Source organism: Paenibacillus sp. FSL R5-0527 (genome assembly GCF_038008055.1).
GTDB classification, from domain to species: Bacteria; Bacillota; Bacilli; order Paenibacillales; family Paenibacillaceae; genus Fontibacillus; species Fontibacillus macerans.
The window spans coordinates 3,462,111-3,483,090 of record NZ_JBBOYI010000001.1; the positions used below are offsets into that span (position 1 = coordinate 3,462,111).

The window sequence follows — 20,980 nt, forward strand, 5'->3', positions numbered from 1 at the left end:
CGGCAAGGACTTTTTTTCAAAATCCAATTCATATTTAATCAGGAGGTTCGATTGCAATGAAATTTAGAGCGAAATCGATCGTATCTTTATCCATCCTGCTGGTCCTGTCCCTGGTATTCCTTGCGGCTTGCGGCAACGGCGCGGGAAACGGCGGCAGCGCCGAAGGCGGCAATGACGGTGGCAATGGCGGCAGCAACGCGGCCAATTCGCCGACGACTCCGGCCGGTAACGGCGGTTCGGGGGAAAAAATCAAGCTGAGCATGTTCATTTGGGCCGGCGCCAATCAGGATGTCGTTCCGAAAGAGGTCGTCGCGAACTACATCAAGGAGCATCCCAACGTGGAGGTTGAATTTGTGGAATCCTCCAACTCCGTGATGTATCCGAAAATGCTGGCGGCCAAAAACGCCGACCCCAACAATCCGGTGGTGAATTTCGGCTATTTCAATGCCGACGCTTCCGCCAAGGGCATCAGCGACGATATGTGGGAGCCGCTGGACCCGGCGATCGTGACGCATATGCAGGATATTCCCAAGCAGTACCACACCGCGGACAACCGGGGGATCGTATGGGGCGTGAGCAATTTTGCGCTTGTGTATAACAAGGATCTGGTGAAAACAGCGCCGACAAGCTGGAGCGATCTGTGGGAAAACAGCGAATTCAAGGACAAAGTCGCGCTTTGGGACTATATGTTTTACGCCTACATTGCGCCGGTCATCGAACTGAAGGGCCAGGAGCTCGGCGCCTCTTATGAAAAGCCGGAAGCGGCGTTTAAATTCTGGGCGGAGCACGCAGATCAAGTCCGCTCCTTGGTAACCTCCAACGATCAGTTGAAAAATATGCTGGTGTCCGGCGAAGCGCTGATCGCTCCGTTCAGCTCGCAAACCGCGCAAACCTGGATCGATGATGAAGGGCTGCCGCTGGGCGTCGCCATTCCGAAGGAAGGCTTTATTTCGTTCCCTTATTCCTTGCAAGTCGTCAAGGGTTCGACCCCGGAGCAGACCCGGGTGGCCAACGAAATCATTAACGAGCTGCTGGCTCCGGAAAACCTGACCCGCTACGCGGAAGTTACGGGAACGCCGGTGACGAGCACCGCCGCGGCCATCCCCGACAAATACAAGGATGATCCGTCCTTCTCCGTCGAGGAGCAAAACAAAGGCCTGAACCCGGACTGGGCGACGATGGCGAAAGATGCCTCGGTGTGGAAGGATTTTTGGGACCGTCTGGTCAAGACGAAGCTGAATTAATCAAAACGGCATGGGAGGGGGCGGCTTGGGATGCCCGAGACAGAGAAACAAACGGCGATTGAAGCGCAAAACGTCGTCAGAAAATTCGGCGGGCAGTATGCGGTGAATTCCGTCTCTTTTGAGGTGAAGCAGGGGGAGTTTGTCTCCCTGCTCGGCCCCAGCGGCTGTGGAAAAACAACGCTGCTGCGCATGCTCGGAGGGCTCGATCGGCCCGACGAAGGCAGGGTCCTGCTCGCCGGCCGGGATGTGACGAAAATTCCCGCGTACGGCCGAGACACCAACATGATTTTTCAACAGCTTGCTTTGTTTCCGCATATGGATGTGTACAAAAATATCGCTTACGGCTTGCGCATGAAGGGGCGCAGCAAAGCCGAGATCCGCGCCAAGGTCGAACGGGCGCTGGAGCTGGTTCAGCTGCCCGGCTACGGCGGCCGCTCCGTCGCCCAGCTCTCCGGCGGCCAGGCGCAGCGGGTGGCGATCGCCCGGGCGCTCGTCAACGAGCCGAAGGTGCTGCTGCTGGACGAGCCGTTGTCCGCGCTCGACGCCCAGCTCAGACTGGACATGCAGCGCGAGCTGAAGCGGATTCAGCGGGAATCCGGGACGACGTTTATTTTTGTAACCCATGATCAAAAAGAAGCGCTGAACGTCTCGGACCGGATCGGCGTGATGCGCGGCGGCAAGCTGCTGCAGTACGGCACGCCCGACGAAATTTACGAGCGTCCGGCGGACAGCTTTGTCGCCAAATTCATCGGCGACACGAATCTGCTGCCGGCCACGCTTGTTTCGCTAGCCGGCGGCGCGGCTACCGTCCGGGCGGCCGGCGCGCTCTCCCGCGTCCATGTCGGTCCCGGCGGCGCTGCGCTAGCCGCGGGCGGGCAGGGCAATATCTCCATCCGCTACGAATACGTCCGGGTTGGAGAGGACGCCGCGCAGCTCGGCAACACGCTGAACGCGATCGTGGAGGACGTGCGCTACGGCGGCACGTTTCTGCAATACGGGCTGCGGCTTGACGGCGAGCACCGGCTGACGGCGAACGTCCCGCATTATCCGGGGAACCGCCGCTATGAGCCCGGTGAATCCGTTCCGATCGGGTGGGAGCCGAAGGACGCGATTCTGCTGCCCGGAGACGGGGAGGGGGAAGCGTGAAGGCCGCGGCAAATCGCCGGCGTCGGCGCTGGTCGCCGCCGGACAGGTCCTGGGGCGCGGCGCTGCTGCTTCTGCTGCCGTCCCTGCTGCTCATGGGCATTATTTATATCGGCTCCCTGTTTATTTTCGGCCGCTACAGCTTCGATTCGTTTGCCGGAGGACATCTTGTTCCGGCCTTCCAATGGGAAGCCTACGCCGCGTTTCTCGGCGATCCGTATTATTGGAAGCTGATCGGGGACACCTTTTCGCTGGCGCTGAAGGTGACCGGAATTACGCTGCTGCTCGCCTATCCGCTGGCTTATTATTTGGCCGGCGTCCGCAAGCCGGCATGGCGGCAAACCCTGCTGCTGATTACGTTTATGCCGCTGCTGGTCAGCGCGGTCGTCAAATCCTACGCCTGGATGGTGCTGCTATCTAGGCAAGGCCTGCTGAACTGGCTGTTTATCAAGCTCGGACTCACAGAGAACGGCTTTGAGATGACGTTTAACGAAACCGGGGTGATCATCGCGCTTGTGCATATTTTTTTACCCTTTATGGTAATTCCGATTTTGAGCGTGCTGGTGCAGCAGGACAGCCAATTGAAGGCGGCGGCCCACGACCTGGGCGCGGGAAGCGTACGGGCGTTCCTGACGATTACCCTGCCGCTGTCGGTGCGGGGCATCGTATCCGGCATTCAGATCGTGTTCACGTTATGCCTGACCGCGTTTACGACGCCCGCCTTGATCGGCGGGGGAAGAGTGATGACGCTGCCGACGTTTATTTATCAGCGCACCCTGGACACCAACTGGCCGATGGCCGCCGTGGCCAGCCTGTTTCTGATTCTGGCCTCGACCCTGGCGGTTTGGGCGCTGAACCGGCTTGCCGATCTGCTTGCTTTTCAGCGGTCCAAAGGAGGGAAACGGCATGCGGCTTAGACCGAAATGGATCGGGGTAACGCTGACGGTCGTCGCGCTGGCGGTGTGCCTCTTTTTGCTTGCACCGCTGATCATCGTCGTGATCGCCTCGCTGACCCCGGCCTCTTACAGCGTGTTTCCGCCGCAGGGGCTGTCGCTCAGATGGTATGAAAATCTGGCTTCGCAGCCGCAGTTTCTGCGGGCTTTCCGCAACAGCGTGATCGCCTCCGGCTGCGCTACGCTGCTGGCGCTTACGGCGGGCACGCTGGCCGCGCTGGCGATTCAGCGCTACCGTTTTCCCGGACGTAATCTGCTGCGCGCGATTTTTATGTCCCCCATGGTCGTGCCGAAAATCGCCCTGGGCGTCGCTTATCTGATTTTATTCTCCCGGCTGAAGATCGCCGGCGGCCTGTTTGCCCTGATCCTTGGGGAAGCGGTCACGATTTTGCCGTTTGTGCTGTCCATTATCGGAAGCACGCTGGCCAATTTGAAAAAAGAGTACGAAGAGGCGGCGGCCGATTTGGGCGCGGGTCCGGCCCGGACCTTTTTCACGGTCACGCTGCCCCAGATGCGCATGGGGCTGCTGCTGAGCGGAGCGCTGTCGTTTATCTTTACTTTTGATCAGGTGGAGACGGCCTTGTTGATCCTGCGCCCGCAGAATAATACGCTGCCGATCGAGCTGTTCCTGTATATGGAAAAATGGCAGGACCCGACGATCGCGGTCGTATCGACGCTGATGCTGCTATTGGCGCTGGTATTGTTCCTGGGGCTTAGATTTTTGCTGCGCTCGGCGCCGCAGGTTCAGCAGGTGCTGGGAAAAAAGGATGAATAGCTGCAAATGCAAGCTATGGAAAGCGAAGGAGGAACCGTCAATGAGTGCAGAGGAAGTGCGAGTGCGGCCGGAGGCCGTCCGGGGCGGCATGGCCAACCGGGAACGCGCGGAAAGCGTGATGGCGCGGGAAGGGCTGCAGGCGCTGGTCGCCACCACGCCGGAGAACATCGCTTACGTGATCGGGGCGCCGCTAAGGACGACCAACTGGTCGATGCAGATTTACGCCGTATTGCCAAAGGATGCGGGGGCTCGTCCGCGCCTAATTTTACCGACTAACCGGCTGGGCGTGATCGCGCAGATGGGCGTGCCGGACGCGGAGCTGTATTTGTTCAGCGACTTCTTTGTCGAAGGTTCGCCCGTAGGACAGCCCTCGACGCCCGATATCGATTTGTTTTATGACTTGCTGGGGCGAACGGCGGTGTACCCGGGCCCGCTTGAGGCGCTCGCCGCGGCTCTGAAGGATCTGGATATTCCGCAGGGACCGCTTGGCGTGGACGAAATGCGCATCAACCCGGCGCTCTACGCCAGACTCGGCGAATCGCTGCCGGCGGGCCATGTCCGCCCGGCCTACGGCTTGTTCCGGGAGGTCCGCCAGGTGAAAACGGCGGCAGAGGTCGCCCGTTTGCGGCGCTCCGCCGAGCTCAATGAACGGATCGAGGAGGAAATGATCCATCTGATCGCGGACGGGGTCCACGAGGAAGAGCTGGCCGCCCATTACCGGGACCGGATCATCCGCGCCGGCGGAACGCCGGCGATGATCGCGGTCGGGGCGGGACCGCGCAGCGCCTTGCCGCTGATCGAGCACTATTTCCACCGGGTACGGCCGGGTGAACAGGTGCGGTTCGACCTGTGCTGTCAGCTCGACAGCTACTGGGCGGATACCGGACGCACCGTGGTGCTGGGACAGCCGTCCGAGTGGCAGCAGCGGCATTTCGCGGCCGTCCGCGGCGGCTGGGAGCGGGCGCTGGAGCTGGTGCGCCCGGGAGTCAAGGCTTCGGCGGTGTTCGCAGCCGCCGTTGAAACGGTGCAGCGCGGCGGGATTCCTCATTACCGCCGCCAGCATGTAGGCCACGCCATCGGCTTGGAGCTGTATGACGACATCGTGCTTGCCCCGGGAGACCACCGGGAACTGCAGGAAGGGATGGTGTTCTGCGTGGAGGTGCCGTATTACGAGCTTGGCGCCGGAGGCTTCCAGATCGAGGATACCGTCGTAGTTACGAAGGATGGATATGAGTTTTTGACGCATCTGGACCGCAAACTTTTTGTACAGTAGTTGTACAGTAGTTGTAAGTAGCGGTGAGAGTGTAACTTTGAAAAGAGGTCTTGATCACTCCATGGAATATATCCTGAAAGGCACGCGGTCATTTCGGAACACCGCCCTGGCGATGTTCGCCGGGGGGTTCTGCACCTTTGCGATTTTGTATTGCCTGCAGCCGCTGATGCCCGAATTTTCCCGGGAGTTTGGCGTTTCGCCAGCGGTCGCCAGCTTGTCATTGTCGATTTCGACGCTGACGATGGCGGTCACGATGCTGTTTGTCGGGGCGGTGTCGGACAGTCTGGGCCGCAAGGTGGTCATGGGGTGCTCGCTGCTTGGGGCGGCGCTCGTCGCCCTGCTCATTGCCTGCAGTCCGGGATTTGGCGCCCTGCTCGCGCTTCGCGTCGTGCAGGGCATCGTACTTGCCGGCCTGCCGGCGATCGCCATGACCTACCTGAGCGAGGAGATCGACCCGGCCAGCCTTGGCTATGCCATGGGGCTGTACATCAGCGGCAATTCGGTGGGCGGCATGGGCGGCCGCGTGATCACCGGCATGCTGACGGATGCTTTTGACTGGCGGGTGGCGGTAGGGGCAATCGCTTTGTTTAGTCTGGCGGCGGTGCTGCTCTTTTGGTATTGGCTGCCCGCTTCCCGCCATTTTAAACGCCAGACGTTTGCCTTTGGGGACATTTTGTCCACACTGCTTGGCCAATGCAAGGATGTGCGCCTGCTCTGTTTGTACGGGCTCGGTTTTGTCCTGATGGGCAGCTTTGTCACCTTGTTCAATTATATCGGCTACCGGCTGACGGCTCCGCCGTACGAATTGAGCCAGACGCTGGTGGGGTGGATTTTCATCGTTTATGTGATGGGAACGATCAGTTCCACATGGATGGGCAAGCTGGCCGACCAATACGGCCGGTATGCCGTGATGGGTCTGGCGCTGGGCATGATGCTGACCGGCGCCCTGCTGACGCTCGCGGGAAGTTTGGGCATGATCATCGCCGGCATCTCTGTGTTTACCTTTGGTTTCTTTGGAGGACATTCCATTGCCAGCAGTTGGATTGGCATGATCGCCACCGAACACAAATCCCAGGCTTCATCGCTGTATTTGTTCTTTTATTATGTGGGTTCCGGCGTGAGCGGCACCATCGGAGGGCTTTTCTATTCCCATTACGGCTGGAATGGCCTCATCGCCATGCTGGTCAGCTTTCTGCTCGCCGGTCTTTTATTAAGTTTCGTACTGCGTCAACGGGGTGCGGAGCAAACCGATCATATGATTTGAGAAAGCGGATTCAAAAAGTGAAAGCAATGGTTCGTGACTCCAATCACAAGCTGAACAGCCTGTTTATGCTATTTTTAAGTAAAAATTTAATGTCCTAAGAGCTTGACGTTGGAAAAAAGGGGAAAGTACGATGGAAAGCTGCCGCCATTGCAGCGAGGCGCTGTGCACTCGCAAAGTTCCTATATTTGCTTCGTTGTCCGAAGAGGATCTGGCCAAGATCAGCACGATGATCAAACATCGGAAATATCGAAAGGGACAAGCGTTGATTTTGGAAGAACAACCTTCGGAAACTTTGTTTATTGTCCGCGAGGGTTACGTGAAGCTGTTGAAAATTACGGCGCAAGGCAAAGAGCAAATTTTGCGCGTTCTTTCGACGGGTGAGTTTTTCGGCGAATTGAGTATATTCAACAGCGGCGAGACCAGCAATTTTAGCGCCTATGCGCTGGAAGACACCGATGTTTGCCTGTTGACCAAAAGGGATATGGGACTGATCATTCAGGAAAATCCGGATATAACGTTAAAGCTGCTGCAGAGCATTACCAAGCGCTTGGCCGCTACGGAGAACCTGGCGCAAAGTCTGGCCACAAACGATCCCGAAATCCGCATCGCCTATATGATTTTGGAGCTTGGCCGCAAATACGGCAAAGCGGATCAGGAGCAAGATCGAATTAAGATCAGACTTCCGTTATCGCGTGAAGAGATGGCCAACTATGTGGGCGTTACAAGAGAAACCATCAGCCGCAAGTTCAGTAAATTCGAGCAGGCGGGAATTATTGAACTCAACGGAACACGGGAGCTTACGATTTGCGATATCCAAAGACTGAATGACTTTATTGATTAATCAGAACAACGCCCCGTTCTCCGCCGTCGTTTTGCGGAGAGCGGGGCGTTGTTTGGGTTAACGGCTAATCTTCAATAGGCAGAAACTGGCTTTTGTCTTCGCCGCAAACCGGACAGACCCAGTCTTCGGGAAGGTCTTCAAAAGCGGTCCCCGGTGAAATACCTTCATCGGGATCTCCAACGGCCGGATCGTAAATATAACCGCAAGGCTGGCATATATATTTTTTCATCTTGCAGCATCTCCTCTGGTTTGAATTTTTAATGGATTAAACTGCGGACAAGCTCCTTTTCCGTGATTTCAAGGGATTGCTCTATGGCCGCTTTATAAGGCAGAGCAGCGCTGACATTGGCAAAAACAACAGCTCCGCAAATCGCCCCGTTTTTGATAAAAATCCGTTTGTATGGCCCAGAATCCGGACCGCAAAGGCTATTGTCGCATTGCTGCTCATCCGTCACGCCGATGGAGAACAAAGGAGCATCAAACGCATTGGATACGGTCATCGGCACCGGCCGGCGGTAAACGGCGGCATGGCCCGCCATGTTGGCCCCGGCGATTTTGCCTTGTTCCATAGCGCTGTTCCACAGGCCTTCCGCCCTGCCGTGAAATTCGGCAACATCGCCGGCGGCATAAATGTGTTCGGCACTGGTTTGCATGTGCTCATTAACGACAATCCCGGCTCCGACTTCAAGTCCGCTTTGGCGGGCTAACTCGGCATTGGGAATCACCCCGATCGAATATACGACATGCTCGCAGGGCAAAAATGAACCGTCTTCAAGCTCCACGCCTTCGACGCCGTTGATGCCGGCAATTCTTCGGACGCTTTGTCCCAGCTTTACCTCAGTTCCCTGTTCGGCGATTTTTTCCGTAAGAATGGCCGCAGCCCGTTCATCCAGTTGGCGGGCCATCAGCCGCGGCGACGCTTCGACTATCGTGACGGAATAGCCGGCCCGGTTCAGGGACCAGGCGGTTTCCACCCCTTGGATGCCGCCGCCGATAACGCAGATTCGGTCTCCGTCACGCAAAGCTTGTTTCAGCTTGTCCGCGTCGTTTCTGCTGCGGATATTGTGAACTTGAGGCAAAGACGCGCCTTCAAGAGAAAGTTTACGGTTAACGGCCCCCGTACAGAGCAGCAGCTTGTCGTACCGGACCGTCTGTCCGTCTCCGGTTGTGATCGTCCTGGAGTCCGGATCGATGGAAGTGACCGGTGTCCCGCCATAATAAGCAATTTTGTGCTCATGGTACCATTTCTCTTTCTTAATCAACACGTTGTCGCTGTGCAAATCGGTGAATAATCCTTTGGACAATTTCACTCGATTATAAGGAAGGCCGGATTCATCGCCGAAAATGGAGATTTCCGCCGCTTCCTGCCGATCGCGGATCGCTTTGGCCGCGCTGATGGCGGCTACGCCGCCGCCAACAATAACGTAATGACGATGTTCAGACATGGTTTTCTCTCCTTTCGTAGGGCCCTTAGATCACGCTAAGCAGCAGATCCGCGACGAACTCGGCGGCGTTTTTGATTTTTCTGACTTTGTCTTCGTCATTAGGGGTGAATCGGATGCGCACCGGGAATTCAACATGGGTCATGCCGGTCGTTTTGATCACGTTGGAGGTGCTTTGCACCTGCATATTTGTGGCATTCAAGTAATCCTGCACGACTTCGATCGCTTCGCCGCTCCATCCGTACGAACCGAAAGCCGCGCCAAGCTTCCCCTCCAGATTCATGTCCGGAAGTTTCTTGAGCAGGCTTTCCAGCTTGCCGGTCATATCCGCATATTTGGTGGAGCTGCCGATAAAAACGGCATCGGCGGCGGCGATGCTGTTCAGCACATCGGCTTCATCCGCTTTATCCACGTCCCATAGCTCAACGCCGATACGGTTTTCCTCGAAGCTGTCTTTTAGGATTTGGGCCATTTTTTTGGTGTTGTTTTTAAGCGTTGCATAAACGATGGCCACCTTTTTGTCTTGCTTGGTTTCCGTGCTGAGTTCGGCATACAAACGGATAAATTTGCCGATGTCGCTGCGGAGAATAAAACCATGCGACGGGGCGATCATTTGGATGTCCAAGTCTTTGACGGCTTCGATTAAGGTTCGCACATATCTTCTGTGCGGATGAATGATGGCCCGGTAATAGCCGGTAAAATCCTCGGTGACATCAAACCCGGCTTCATCCGCAAACAAGCTGTTTACGGCCACATGGGTGCTGAAGATGTCGCAAGGAAACAAGATTTTATCTTCCACGCAGTAAGTGATCATCGTTTCTTCGGTGTGCAGATAAGGTGTTTCTTTAAATAGAAGCGTTTTGCCGCCGATATCCAGTATATCGCCGTCCTTGACCGCCAGATATTGCCGGTGCTGGAGCTTGTACATTTGCTGGATTTCCGGAACGGCTACTTCCGTACATACAATCGTGGCATTGGTTGCCCTGGCGGCCAAGGCCGCAAGTCCGCCCGAATGATCGGGTTCGGTATGGTTGATGACAATATATTGGATATCCAGCGGGTTGATCAGTTCGGTGACATGATCGGCGAACTCTCTGCCGAATTCCATATCGACGGTGTCGATCACCGTGGGTTTACCGGCTTTCAGCAGATAGGAATTGTAGGTGGTGCCTTTGGTCAGAAGCAGCCGGTGGAAGGGAACCTCGCGGTTGTCGATTTTTCCGATCCAGTATACGTCCTTGCTGATTTCGAATCCGGGTTGCATATTTGAAAACCTCCTGTGGAATGGATTTAGGAACAACTCGATTGTATATCTCGCGGCTTGTCCGGCAGAGGATTGAAATCCAACCAAAAAATTACTTGAACCGCCTTGAAAATTTGATTTGAATCCTTCTTTTTGCGGGTTGGCGGATTTACAATGAGGTAAATTACGAAGGGAAAGGAGAAAGCTATGAACCTTGAGCCGGAAAAAACGTTTGCCGTAAAGGAACTGGTGCAATACCGCAGCCAGCAAATTAACAGCCGCTTTTTTTCATATCTTGGCGTGGACGCGGTGCTTTTTGCCTTTGAAGATAATGAAAGCATAAGCTCCGAATCTGCCGGGGCGCCCAAATTGTTATATGTTTTTGAGGGACAGCTTGAAGTTGCCGTTGACGGGAAGAAGCTGGCATTAAACGAAGGGGATTCCGTCGTGATTTCGGCGCAAAAAAAACATGCCCTCCAAGCGGTGGGCAGATGCAAATTTGTGCAAATTGGCTAATTGACTAAGACGAACAACATTATTTTATATATTTGGAGGAATGAACATGAACATTAATAAATTACCGCAGGCAAAAGTATTAAAATTGGCGGATGAAATAACGGTTGAACAACACCAGAGTTCCAGCAAAACGCTAGTGCAGCGTCCGGACCTTGGAATGACCTTGTTTGCGCTCGATCAAGGAGAAGAAATCAAAAAGCACTCTTCTTCCGGGGATGCGATGGTGAATGTCATCGAAGGCACAGCCGAGATTACGATCGGCGATGAAGTGCACACTGTTAGAGAAGGCGAAACTATTATTATGCCGGCAAACATTCCCCACGGCCTGAAGGCGGTAGAGGAAGCCTTTAAAATGCTGCTGATTGTTGTAAAGTGACCAGGGATGGATCGACTCGGGTGAGCCGATCGTATATGCGGTTCTTCACTGGTGTGCTGGCGGAGAGTGGAATCGGCCAGATCTTGAAGGTGTGGGAAAAACGGCTGGAACCCTTATTTCAATACGACAAAAAGTGCAAGTATTGGGATAACTAAAAATCGGATTACTCCAAGAAAAGCGGAGGTAGCGGTAAAAGTTGATGGAAGATTATAGCTGCCAACATGAAAACAACGGGGCTCCAAGTATACAAATAAAAGAAAAAGTTCCAAATTTAATTGCAATAATAAGCACTCCCAGATCAAAGTGGTCAAAACCATGTCAACTAAAGTGTCTTTTCAATAGTCTGAATTTAACAAATACCTTAGTATGTAAAAAAATCTAATGCGGCTGTTTATAGCGTTCGTCTCTTGGTGTTCCTGCCTTTGCACGATTATCCCTTACGTTCAGGGAGCAGGGGGTGGGGCTAGAGCAAGTCAAGGGTTCCAAAAAAGAGAGATGAAAAAAACAAAAAAGATGAGGAAAAAATGAGGCGGTTCAAGTGAGATTTTCAGCTTGATAAGAGAACGCGTGTTTGGTATAATGAAATAAATGGAACTTATGTTCGTATATTCTTGATTCGGGGGCGAGCGGATATGGAAGTCAATGCGGGAACGGAACTTCAACCATTCAGCAGCCGTTTTAACAGTGAGCAGGACTGCATGGAGGCGCTGATCGCGATGAAGTGGCCAAGCGGCTTCGTCTGCCCGCGCTGCGCTCACACCCGGTGCAGCCGTCTGACCTCCCGGCATATCCCCTTGTTCGAGTGCGGAAAGTGCAAGCATCAAACCTCGCCTTTGGTCGGCACGATTTTTGAAGGAACGCATCTGCCCTTGCTCAAGTGGTTCAAGGCGCTGGATTTATTCCTGCTGGAGGGCGGCATCTCGGCGCTGCGGCTGAGCAAGGTGATCCGGGTCACCTACAAGACCGCCTGGTCGCTGCTGCACAACATACGCCATGCCGTGGGGGAGTTCGATGCCCGGGAGCTGCTCTCTGGAGACGTGAAGGTGAACAGCGATCAGTATGGGCGTAATCCGTCCCGGTGTCAGCTTTCGCATCCGTACGCCTCGGCGGTCGTAGCCGGCTGCACGGTCACGGAGTCGGGCGAGCCGGAGCAGGTCAAAATCCGCCTGGTGCCGCATAAGCGGGGAGGCGAAGAAAAGGCAAACCGTCACGATCTAACCGAGTACATTAACGGGCATGTGGATGTCCGTACATCGACGGTGCAGTCCTTCCCTCAGGCCTTTCGGCTGTATGCGCCTTTGCGGAAAGTGGTGAGAGAGGCGTGGGAATCGCTGAAGAGTACGTATGGAGCCTTGGGACTGAAGCATCTGCAGGCGTATCTGAACGAATACACCGGACGCCGCCGGCTGCGCCTGCAAGGAGGACTGCCTGGAGCGGAAGAAACGATGCGGCAGAAGTTACTGCAGATGTGTGTGGCGATTCCGGCGATCCCTTACCGCAAGCTGATCGCGCGCCAACCGAACCAGCCCCTTGCGGCTGCGGCCTGATAGAAGTGATTGAACGTTACAGACGTTGCTGCAAACGGATTCAGGCTGCAGAAAGATCACGGTCTCTTCATTTTTTTCGGTGTCTTGTCCCATTCCTCCCGTCAGGTTTGCTTCCCTTCTCCCGAATCTGTTTATAATGATCTCGAACATGACTGCTTATCACAAACATACCCCCTTTTCCCAAATAATCTTCCACTCCTGAATATATCTTCATCTCTGCTTCCTGATCAAACGGGATAATTGTGCAAAGGGTCTGGCCAACGGATGTTGATCTGCAGCAGGGCCCAAAGAATATTTATGGGTGCGCATGAGTAAAAAATGAAGCCCCGGGCCATGGAGGGACCCGCTCTCCAAATCATGCGGGCATGGCGGCGGCTCTTCTTAGGGGAAAAAAGCGAGGATCAACCTAGAAATCGGTGCTTGGAACGGCCGGCCATTGAAACGGCTGCGCTGACCTCCCCACCTCCGCGAAGGACCTCGGCCTTCAAAATAACGGCACTTTAGGTACCTATTATTCGGGGCCAGGTAACCGGCTCCTTTTTATCCGCGTCGGAACCGCAGAAAAAGGGGGCCAAGCTGTGCCGAATTTCGTTGACACTGGCTAACCAACAAGAATATACTATATATGAACATTTACTCATATATCGTTTTAATATTGAGGAGTGAGCAAGCGGATGGAAACGGCTGCAGGTATAGTTAAACGCAAATTCGTTCTGGAAGGCTTGGATTGCGCGAACTGCGCTATGAAAATCGAAACCGGTGTTCAGAACATTGACGGGGTTTCGGCTTGTTCGGTGAATTTTGTGAACAAAACGTTAACCATGGAAATGGCCATGGATCGCAGCGAGGAGATCCTTGAGCAGACCAAGAAAAAAATCCGCGCGCTGGAGCCTGACGTCAGAGTATTGGAGCAAGGAGCGGCGGGAATTAAACGTACCCATAACCACGGCCATAACCACGGCCATAACCACGGCCATAACCACGGCCATAACCACGGCCATAACCACGGCCACAGCCGCGGCCATGATCATGATCATGCTGACGATCGCGGTGCCGAAGCGGCTGAGGATGGACACGGCCATTCCCATGACCACGGGGCGCAAACCCTTAAAATCATGGTCGCCCGCCTGGCTGCAGGTTTTATCATCGGCGCGGCGGCGTTATCGTTATCCTTGGGCCAGGAGCTTAAGCTGATCCTGTTTCTGGCCTCCTACCTCGTTGTGGGCGGGGATATCGTCTACAAGGCGCTGAAAAACATCGTCAGAGGCCGGGTGTTCGATGAAAACTTCCTGATGGCGATCGCAACCGTCGGCGCGTTTGTGATCGGGGAGTACCCCGAAGGCGTGGCCGTCATGTTCTTTTACCAGATTGGCGAACTGTTCCAGAGCATTGCCGTCAACCGGTCGCGGAAATCGATCAGCGCACTGATGGACATCCGCCCGGATTTTGCCAATTTGAAGGCGGGCGACGAGATCAAACGGGTGAGTCCGGAGGAAGTGCGGATCGGCGATTTCATCGTCGTTCGTCCTGGCGAGAAAGTACCGCTTGACGGTAAAGTCGCGGAAGGAAGCTCGGCTATGGATACCTCGGCGCTGACCGGCGAGTCCGTACCGCGCGAAGTGGCCGCCGGCGATGATGTGCTGAGCGGATTTATCAACAAAAACGGGGTTTTGACGGTCGAGGTTACGAAGGTGTTCGGCGAGTCGACCGTGGCCAAAATTCTCGATCTGGTCGAGAACGCAAGCAGCAAAAAGGCCCCGACGGAAAACTTTATTACGAAATTTGCCCGTTACTATACGCCGTTTGTCGTCATCGTCGCCGCTTTGCTGGCCGTTCTTCCTCCGCTGATCATTAGCGGCGCGACCTTCGCGGATTGGGTATACCGGGCTCTGGTATTCCTGGTCATTTCCTGTCCTTGCGCCTTGGTGGTTTCGATTCCGCTCGGCTTCTTCGGCGGCATCGGCGCTTCCTCCAAGAACGGCGTGCTGGTTAAGGGCAGCAATTACCTGGAAGCCCTGAATGACGTCAAATATGTGGTGTTCGATAAAACGGGGACCCTGACCAAAGGCGCCTTTAAAGTGAACGGCATTTATCCGCAAAACGGATGGACCGAACAGGAGCTGCTGCGTCAGGCCGCTTTTGCCGAAATGCACTCCACCCATCCGATCGCGGAGTCGATCAGGGAAGCTTACGGAAGGGAACTGAAAGAAGAGCTGCTTGCGGGGTACAACGAAATATCGGGCCACGGCATTCAGGTTATGTTCGAAGGCAGGGAGGTGCTGGCGGGCAACGCGAAGCTAATGAAGCGGGAAAATATCGCTTTCGCCGCGCCTGCCGAGCTGGGCACCATCGTGCATGTCGCGATCGATAAGCAATATGCCGGTTATTTGGTCATTGCCGACGAGGTCAAGGAGGATTCGGCACAGGCGATCCGTTCTCTGAAAAATCTCGGCGTGAAGAAGATTGTGATGCTGACGGGCGACATCAAGGCGGTAGGCGAAGCGATCGGCAAAAAGCTGGGCGTCGACGAGGTCCGGGCCGAACTGCTGCCGCAGCATAAGGTGGAGGAACTGGAGAAGATCGACCGCCAGAAAGCGGGCAAAGAAAAGATCGTGTTCGTCGGCGACGGGATCAACGACACGCCGGTGTTGGCCCGAGCGGATGTCGGCGTGGCCATGGGCGGCCTTGGGTCCGACGCGGCGATTGAAGCGGCCGATATCGTCATCATGACCGATGAGCCTTCCAAGCTGGCTTCGGCGATTCATATTGCGAAGAGCACCCGGCGCATCGTATGGCAGAACATTATTTTTGCGCTGCTCGTCAAAGCGGTCTTCCTGCTCCTGGGCGCGTTTGGGATTGCGACGATGTGGGAAGCGGTGTTCTCGGATGTAGGCGTCACTCTGCTTGCCGTTCTGAACGCGATGCGCGTATTAAAGATCAAGCCCAACTTGAGTTAAGGGAATGGGGGTGGGCGAGATGGGCAATCGCCGATCCCGCTCCCGTCCCGGGCCGGAGCGTGCTATTCGCCGGGGCCGGGACGGGGCCGACCCGCGGTTTTCGTATCATCCGTGGTTGGTGTGCTGGAGGGTTTGAAGAAAAATTTGCTCGATATGGGCGTCGTCAAGCGAATAATAAACCGTCTTTCCGACCTTGCGCCGTTTAACGATTCTCAGGTTGCGCAAGTACCGCAGCTGGTGGGAAACGGCCGACTGCCCCATTTCGAGCAGCACCGTCAAATCATGCACGCACAATTCCCTTTTTAGCAGGGCGCTGATGATTTTCACGCGCGTCGGATCGCTGAAAGCCTTAAACCAATCGGCAAGCTGAACCGCCGCCTGGTCATCGATTAACTCCGCTTTGACCGCAGCCAAATCCGCCGCCGATCCCAGGCAGCTCGTATCGCATTCTTCTGCCGTGTTTGCCGTATTTATAGAACGTGTCATGGAATATCACCCTTCTACGCTAGGCGTTTGCATATATTATACTTAAACGAAATTATTACTATTAAAAGATTGCTGTCATCACAGTAACATAGAAGTCTATCTTCGAGCAAGATGCCGAGGGGCGCCATAATATTGTCAAAAAAAGCGCGCAGGAGATTTTTTCTCCCGCGCGCTTTGGGCTTTTAGCGGTAAGCCGGCAGCCAGTCGCCGTGCGCTTCGATCAAGTCGTCGCATAACGCAACGATATCGTCCATGGACAGCTCCGCCGAAGTGTGGGGGTCCAGCATCGCCGCGTGGTAAATATGCTCTTTTTTGCCGGTGATAGCCGCTTCGATCGTTAACAGCTGGGTGTTGATGTTCGTCCGGTTCAAAGCCGCGCACTGCGGCGGAAGATCGCCGACATAAGTCGGAGTGACGCCGCTGGCGTCCACCAGGCAAGGCACTTCGACGCAAGCTTCCTTCGGTAGGTTGGGAATCAGCCCGGTGTTCATCACGTTGCCGCCGATTTTGAACGGCACGTCGGTTTCAATCGCTTCCATGATATAGGAGGCGTATTCATGCGAACGCTCGTGTTTCAATTCCGCGTTGTTCACGAGCTCCTCCCGCATTTTTTCCCAATTGGCGATCTGACTCACACAGCGGCGCGGGTATTCGTCCAGCGGGATTTGGAAGCGGTCGATCAGCTCGGGATAATTGCGCTTGATAAAGTAAGGGTGATATTCGGCGTTATGCTCCGACGATTCCGTGATGTAAAACCCAAATTTCAGCATCATCTCAAAGCGCACCATGTCCTTGTGGGGCTGTTTTTGTTTTTCCGCCGCCCGCCGTTTGATTTCGGGGTACAAATCCGCGCCGTTCCGGGTAACCTCCAGCAGCCAGGCCATGTGGTTGATTCCGGCGATCTTCGCCTGCACTCCGGTTTTGTCCATTTCCAAGCTTTTGAACAGGTCGGGAATGCAGGCTTGAACGCTGTGGCACAGCCCGACGGTGCGGACTTGGCCGTACGTGTTCATGACGTTCGTCAGCACGGCCATCGGATTTGTGTAATTCAAAAACAAGGCGTCGGGACAGACTTCACGGATATCGGCCGCGAATTCCAGCATGACCGGGATCGTCCTGAGGTTGCGGAAGATGCCGCCGATCCCGACCGTGTCGGCGATGGTCTGGCGCAGCCCGTATTTTTTGGGGATTTCGAAATCCGTGATGGTGCAGGGATCGTAGCCGCCGACCTGGATGGCGTTAATCACGTATTTTGCCCCCCGCAAGGCTTCTTTGCGGTCGCTGTAAGCTTTGACGACGCAGGTGCTGCCGCTGCTGCGCTTCAGATTGTTCAGCATGTTCTCCGAGTCCCGCAGCCGCTCATGATCGATATCATACAGCGCCAATTCAAATCCCTGCAGAGCGGGCGTTTGCATGCAGTCGCCCAGCACATTTTTGGCAAAAACCGTGCTTCCAGCCCCGATAAATGTAATTTTCGACATGAAAAAACTCCTCCTTTTGAGTATGCAGTTGAGCTTATATTCATGCCTTCAATATAGCCTAGGCGGAAGGGGAAAAGTATGGAGGAATCGAAGAAAGATATGGATAAATGTTGTTGTATGGAGGATTTGGAGTGCGGTAAACTGGCAAGGAAGCCGAAAAAGTCTTGATCCGGAGGTTTGTGATGATTCCCGACCATTACATGTTTGAAGACAACATCAATCCCGATTTCCGGGAAAAAGACGTCACCCTGCTGTTCAGCGGGGAAGGCCGTCCTCATCCCGCTCATAAAATCGGACCGTCCGTCCATGACTATTATCTCATCCACAGCGTCCTGGAGGGGGAAGGGGAGTTTCGCTGGAAGGATCAATACCGCCGCTGCTGTCCCGGCGATACTTTCGTCATTTTTCCGGGCGTATTGTTTTCGTATGAGGCTGATTCGCAAAATCCGTGGCATTATGCATGGGTCGCCTTAAAAGGAGCGGGCGTCTCCAGGCAGCTGGCCGACGTCGGCATTACGCCGGGCAGTCCTGTTTGCCATTCCGGGGACATCGCGGCCTTGCATCGCCCTTACACCCGGATTCGGTCGGCGTTCCGGCATGCGGACGACCCGAGGCTGGAGAGCCTGGAGGCGTCGGGATGGCTGACGCTGTTGTTCCATCAGCTCGGACTCGCGACCCGGGAAATGCTGCCTGCCCCCGAAACGATGGAGCCCGCGATGATCGACCGGCAGGTGGAGCAGGCGGTCCGCTGGATTACGCTGCAATACCACCAGCCGATCAGCATCGGCGAGCTGTCGCGTAGGCTCGGCTACCACCGCGCCCATCTGTTTCATGCTTTCAAGGCGCGAACGGGACTTTCACCGAAGCAGTATTTAATGAAAGTGCGGATCGAGAAGGCGAAGGAACTTTTGGCCGGACCGCTCACCGTGGACCAGATCGCCGCTTCGGTCGGCTTTAACGATGCCCTTTATTTCTCGCGCCAGTTCAAAAAGGCGACCGGGCTGCCGCCAAGCGAATACCGGAAGATGCAACACGCGGCGTTGTATCCGAATTGACCCCTGTAACCAGCATGTGATAATATTTCTTAAGTAACTTTTTGAGCAACCTCTAAAAGGTGGGGGTCTGGAATGTATATCAAGTTAGTCAAACTCGTCAGAACAAGCCGCTCCGTACAAATGAACACGATGAAGCGTTGTGCGGAGCTTAATGGGGGAGCGTAAAGCTTCCTATATTCATCGGCTGAATGGTCTTTTTTAAAAAGCGTAGGTTCACTATGCTTCTTTAAGTGTGACCATTAGCCGATTGAGCGCAAGGGCCGTCGACAACGCTTGTCGATGGCCCTTTGTATTTGGCCGCGAGTTCGCCGTACGTTTTTACCGTTTGGCTGACTTGCGCCTTAAACATCAAGCAGAGGGCCGGCGTCCGAAGGACGCCGCTCTCTGCTTTTTTTATTTCGCTCTACGGTGCGAAAATCTAACGGTTGTGAGCGCGGCTAGTTGAGCCAAAATGGGGAGTTTCGAAATGTAACGGTTTCCAGGTAGCTTATTTCCCGGTTTTTCTTGGGAAAAGGGGCTGTTTTGCACCAATAAGCGCTTTGACAACCATTAGAAAAGGAACCCCCATCTTTTCGGCCAAATAAGCGCAATGGCAACCGTTAGCGTAAAAATGTGCTGGTCAGAGCCAAGAAAAGAGGATGAAAAATGAGCTTACTTCAAGTTGAAAACCTATCGCATAGTTTTGGAGACAAAAAGTTGTACGACAATGCTTCCTTTGAATTATATAAAGGCGAACACATGGGAATCGTCGGCCAAAACGGGGCCGGAAAAAGCACGCTGATCCGCGTCTTGCTGGGCGAAATCATGCCGGATCAAGGCAGCGTCAAATGGCAAACCCAGATTCAGATCGGACATTTGGACCAATATGCCGAAATCGACGGAAACGATACGATTGCCGAATATCTGAAGACGGCGTATGCCGATTTGTTTGAGATGGAGCGCCGCATGAACCGGTTGTACGAGGAAAGCGCGGCGACCGGCAATAGCGCCATGCTGCTCCAGGCTGCGGAATATCAGGAGAAGCTGGAAGCCCGGGATTTTTACCAGGTCGACAGCCAGATTTTGAAGGTCGCTTCGGGACTTGGCCTCGACGCTATCGGTTTGCAGCGCCAAATCGGGGAGCTAAGCGGTGGACAGCGGGCAAAGGTAATATTGGCCAAACTTTTAATTGAAGAACCGGACGTCTTGCTGCTGGATGAACCGACGAATTTTCTGGATAAGGAGCATGTCGCGTGGCTGGCAGGTTATCTGGCGGATTTTGCCGGCGCCTTTATCGTCGTGTCCCATGACTTCGAGTTTTTGGAGAAGGTGACGACCTGTATCTGCGACATCGAGTTCGGAACGGTCAAAAAATATTACGGCAAATACTCCGACTTCCTGCGGCAAAAGGAGCATCTGCGGGAGGATTACGTGCGCCGGTATCACGCTCAGCAGAAAAAGATCGAAAAGACCGAGGAGTATATCCGCCGGAATATCGCCGGCGTCAACTCCAAAATTGCCCAGGGGCGCAGGAAGCAGCTCGAACGGATGGAAAAGCTGGCTCCGCCCGCGTTTACTCATAAGCCGTCGATCCGTTTCCGCGAGCTCCCGCTGTCCGCGCAAACCTCGCTCAAAGTCAGCGATCTTGAGGTCGGGTATGGCGCTCCGCTGTTGCCGAAAATCCATTTTTCCGTAATGGGGGGACAAAAGCTCGTGATTACCGGGTTCAACGGGATCGGCAAATCGACGCTGCTGAATACGCTGGTTGGGCGGATTGCCGCGGTTTCCGGACGGTTCCGGTTTTCGGAGCAGGTCAAAGTCGGGTATTTCGAACAGGATTTGAAATGGGCAAACGGCGCGCTTACCCCGCTGCAAATCATTTCTGAACAATATCCGAGTCTTGGCATGAAGGAAATCCGCCGTTACCTGGCGTTGTGCGGTTTGAAGGACGATCTGGTTACCCAGGAAATCCGCACTTTGAGCGGCGGCGAGCAATCCAAAGTCAAATTGTGCGGGCTGGTGCTTGCGCCTTGCAATTTTCTGATCCTGGACGAACCGACGAACCATTTGGATGCGGAAACGAAAGCGGCTTTACAGGACGCTTTGCGCCAATTTCAAGGCAGCGTCATCCTCGTGTCTCATGAGGAGCGGTTTTATCGGGAATGGGCGGAGAAGGTCATTAGTTTGGGATAAACCACGGATCAAGCTTTGGAACCGTTAAACGGTCAGAGTAGGGACGAGGTTAAGTGCGGATGCGCCATCAAAAAGTTCAGCCCCAAAACGCGGGCGGCGGGAGGCATAAGCTCCCGGGTTCGCGTTCTATCAGGGTTATGCGCTCTGAACCGACGGCCACGCGGGATCAAATGCAAAAGTGCATTTGATTTTCCTGGCAGATGCCATTTTCG

At 54.7% G+C, this 20,980-nt stretch carries 18 protein-coding genes; 13 read left to right on the forward strand and 5 right to left on the reverse strand.

The window, feature by feature from the left end:
• Positions 1–56: 56 nt before the first annotated feature.
• The 7 genes from NYE69_RS15280 (at position 57) to NYE69_RS15310 (ending at position 7,493) form a co-directional block, all read left to right on the forward strand.
• Positions 57–1,244 (forward strand): ABC transporter substrate-binding protein, encoded by a 1,188-nt coding sequence (locus NYE69_RS15280; RefSeq protein ID WP_340926841.1) that lies wholly within the window; start codon positions 57–59, stop codon positions 1,242–1,244.
• 30 nt (positions 1,245–1,274) lie between these two features.
• Complete coding sequence (locus tag NYE69_RS15285) at positions 1,275–2,390, forward strand: ABC transporter ATP-binding protein (protein WP_340926842.1); 1,116 nt, start codon at positions 1,275–1,277, stop codon at positions 2,388–2,390.
• A complete protein-coding gene (locus tag NYE69_RS15290) occupies positions 2,387–3,304 on the forward strand; it encodes an ABC transporter permease (protein WP_340926844.1) in 918 nt (305 codons plus the stop codon). Before NYE69_RS15285 ends, NYE69_RS15290 begins: the two co-directional genes overlap by 4 nt.
• Complete coding sequence (locus NYE69_RS15295; RefSeq protein ID WP_340926846.1) at positions 3,294–4,115, forward strand: ABC transporter permease; 822 nt, start codon at positions 3,294–3,296, stop codon at positions 4,113–4,115. Before NYE69_RS15290 ends, NYE69_RS15295 begins: the two co-directional genes overlap by 11 nt.
• A gap of 40 nt (positions 4,116–4,155) precedes the next feature.
• Positions 4,156–5,388: a M24 family metallopeptidase gene (locus NYE69_RS15300; protein WP_340926847.1), complete on the forward strand. Its 1,233-nt coding sequence runs from the start codon at positions 4,156–4,158 to the stop codon at positions 5,386–5,388.
• Positions 5,389–5,449: 61 nt separating this feature from the next.
• Positions 5,450–6,652, forward strand: a complete 1,203-nt coding sequence (locus NYE69_RS15305; RefSeq protein ID WP_340926848.1) for an MFS transporter — start codon at positions 5,450–5,452, stop codon at positions 6,650–6,652.
• Between the two features lie 130 nt (positions 6,653–6,782).
• Positions 6,783–7,493, forward strand: a complete 711-nt coding sequence (locus tag NYE69_RS15310) for a Crp/Fnr family transcriptional regulator (RefSeq protein WP_340926849.1) — start codon at positions 6,783–6,785, stop codon at positions 7,491–7,493.
• Positions 7,494–7,557: 64 nt separating this feature from the next.
• Here the strand turns inward: NYE69_RS15310 and rd are convergent, their stop codons facing one another.
• From rd to NYE69_RS15325, 3 genes are read right to left on the reverse strand one after another with little or no spacing between them, the layout of a single operon-like run.
• Entirely contained in the window at positions 7,558–7,722 is a 165-nt protein-coding gene (rd, locus tag NYE69_RS15315; RefSeq protein ID WP_128632785.1) for a rubredoxin, read from the reverse strand.
• 28 nt (positions 7,723–7,750) lie between these two features.
• Positions 7,751–8,938, reverse strand: a complete 1,188-nt coding sequence (locus NYE69_RS15320) for an NAD(P)/FAD-dependent oxidoreductase (protein ID WP_340926853.1) — start codon at positions 8,936–8,938, stop codon at positions 7,751–7,753.
• 25 nt (positions 8,939–8,963) lie between these two features.
• Positions 8,964–10,199 (reverse strand): FprA family A-type flavoprotein, encoded by a 1,236-nt coding sequence (locus NYE69_RS15325; RefSeq protein WP_340926854.1) that lies wholly within the window; start codon positions 10,197–10,199, stop codon positions 8,964–8,966.
• A 186-nt stretch (positions 10,200–10,385) separates the two neighbouring features.
• Between NYE69_RS15325 and NYE69_RS15330 the strand changes: the two genes are divergently transcribed.
• The 4 genes from NYE69_RS15330 to NYE69_RS15345 all read left to right on the forward strand — a co-directional run bounded on the left by NYE69_RS15330 (position 10,386) and on the right by NYE69_RS15345 (position 15,574).
• On the forward strand, positions 10,386–10,694 hold the full coding sequence (locus NYE69_RS15330) for a cupin domain-containing protein (RefSeq protein WP_340926855.1): 309 nt from the start codon (positions 10,386–10,388) through the stop codon (positions 10,692–10,694).
• A gap of 46 nt (positions 10,695–10,740) precedes the next feature.
• On the forward strand, positions 10,741–11,070 hold the full coding sequence (locus NYE69_RS15335) for a cupin domain-containing protein (RefSeq protein WP_340926856.1): 330 nt from the start codon (positions 10,741–10,743) through the stop codon (positions 11,068–11,070).
• A gap of 632 nt (positions 11,071–11,702) precedes the next feature.
• A complete protein-coding gene (locus NYE69_RS15340; protein WP_340926857.1) occupies positions 11,703–12,617 on the forward strand; it encodes an IS1595 family transposase in 915 nt (304 codons plus the stop codon).
• 674 nt (positions 12,618–13,291) lie between these two features.
• A complete protein-coding gene (locus tag NYE69_RS15345; protein WP_340926858.1) occupies positions 13,292–15,574 on the forward strand; it encodes a heavy metal translocating P-type ATPase in 2,283 nt (760 codons plus the stop codon).
• 105 nt (positions 15,575–15,679) lie between these two features.
• Here NYE69_RS15345 and NYE69_RS15350 read toward each other — a convergent pair whose 3' ends face one another.
• Positions 15,680–16,060 (reverse strand): ArsR/SmtB family transcription factor, encoded by a 381-nt coding sequence (locus NYE69_RS15350; RefSeq protein ID WP_340926859.1) that lies wholly within the window; start codon positions 16,058–16,060, stop codon positions 15,680–15,682.
• A 182-nt stretch (positions 16,061–16,242) separates the two neighbouring features.
• Complete coding sequence (locus NYE69_RS15355; RefSeq protein WP_340926861.1) at positions 16,243–17,541, reverse strand: alpha-glucosidase/alpha-galactosidase; 1,299 nt, start codon at positions 17,539–17,541, stop codon at positions 16,243–16,245.
• 164 nt (positions 17,542–17,705) lie between these two features.
• On the opposite strand from NYE69_RS15355, the gene NYE69_RS15360 reads away from it, so the two are divergent.
• Both NYE69_RS15360 and NYE69_RS15365 read left to right on the forward strand, forming a co-directional pair.
• On the forward strand, positions 17,706–18,596 hold the full coding sequence (locus NYE69_RS15360; RefSeq protein WP_340926862.1) for an AraC family transcriptional regulator: 891 nt from the start codon (positions 17,706–17,708) through the stop codon (positions 18,594–18,596).
• 645 nt (positions 18,597–19,241) lie between these two features.
• Complete coding sequence (locus NYE69_RS15365) at positions 19,242–20,768, forward strand: ABC-F family ATP-binding cassette domain-containing protein (protein ID WP_340926863.1); 1,527 nt, start codon at positions 19,242–19,244, stop codon at positions 20,766–20,768.
• Positions 20,769–20,980 lie beyond the last annotated feature (212 nt).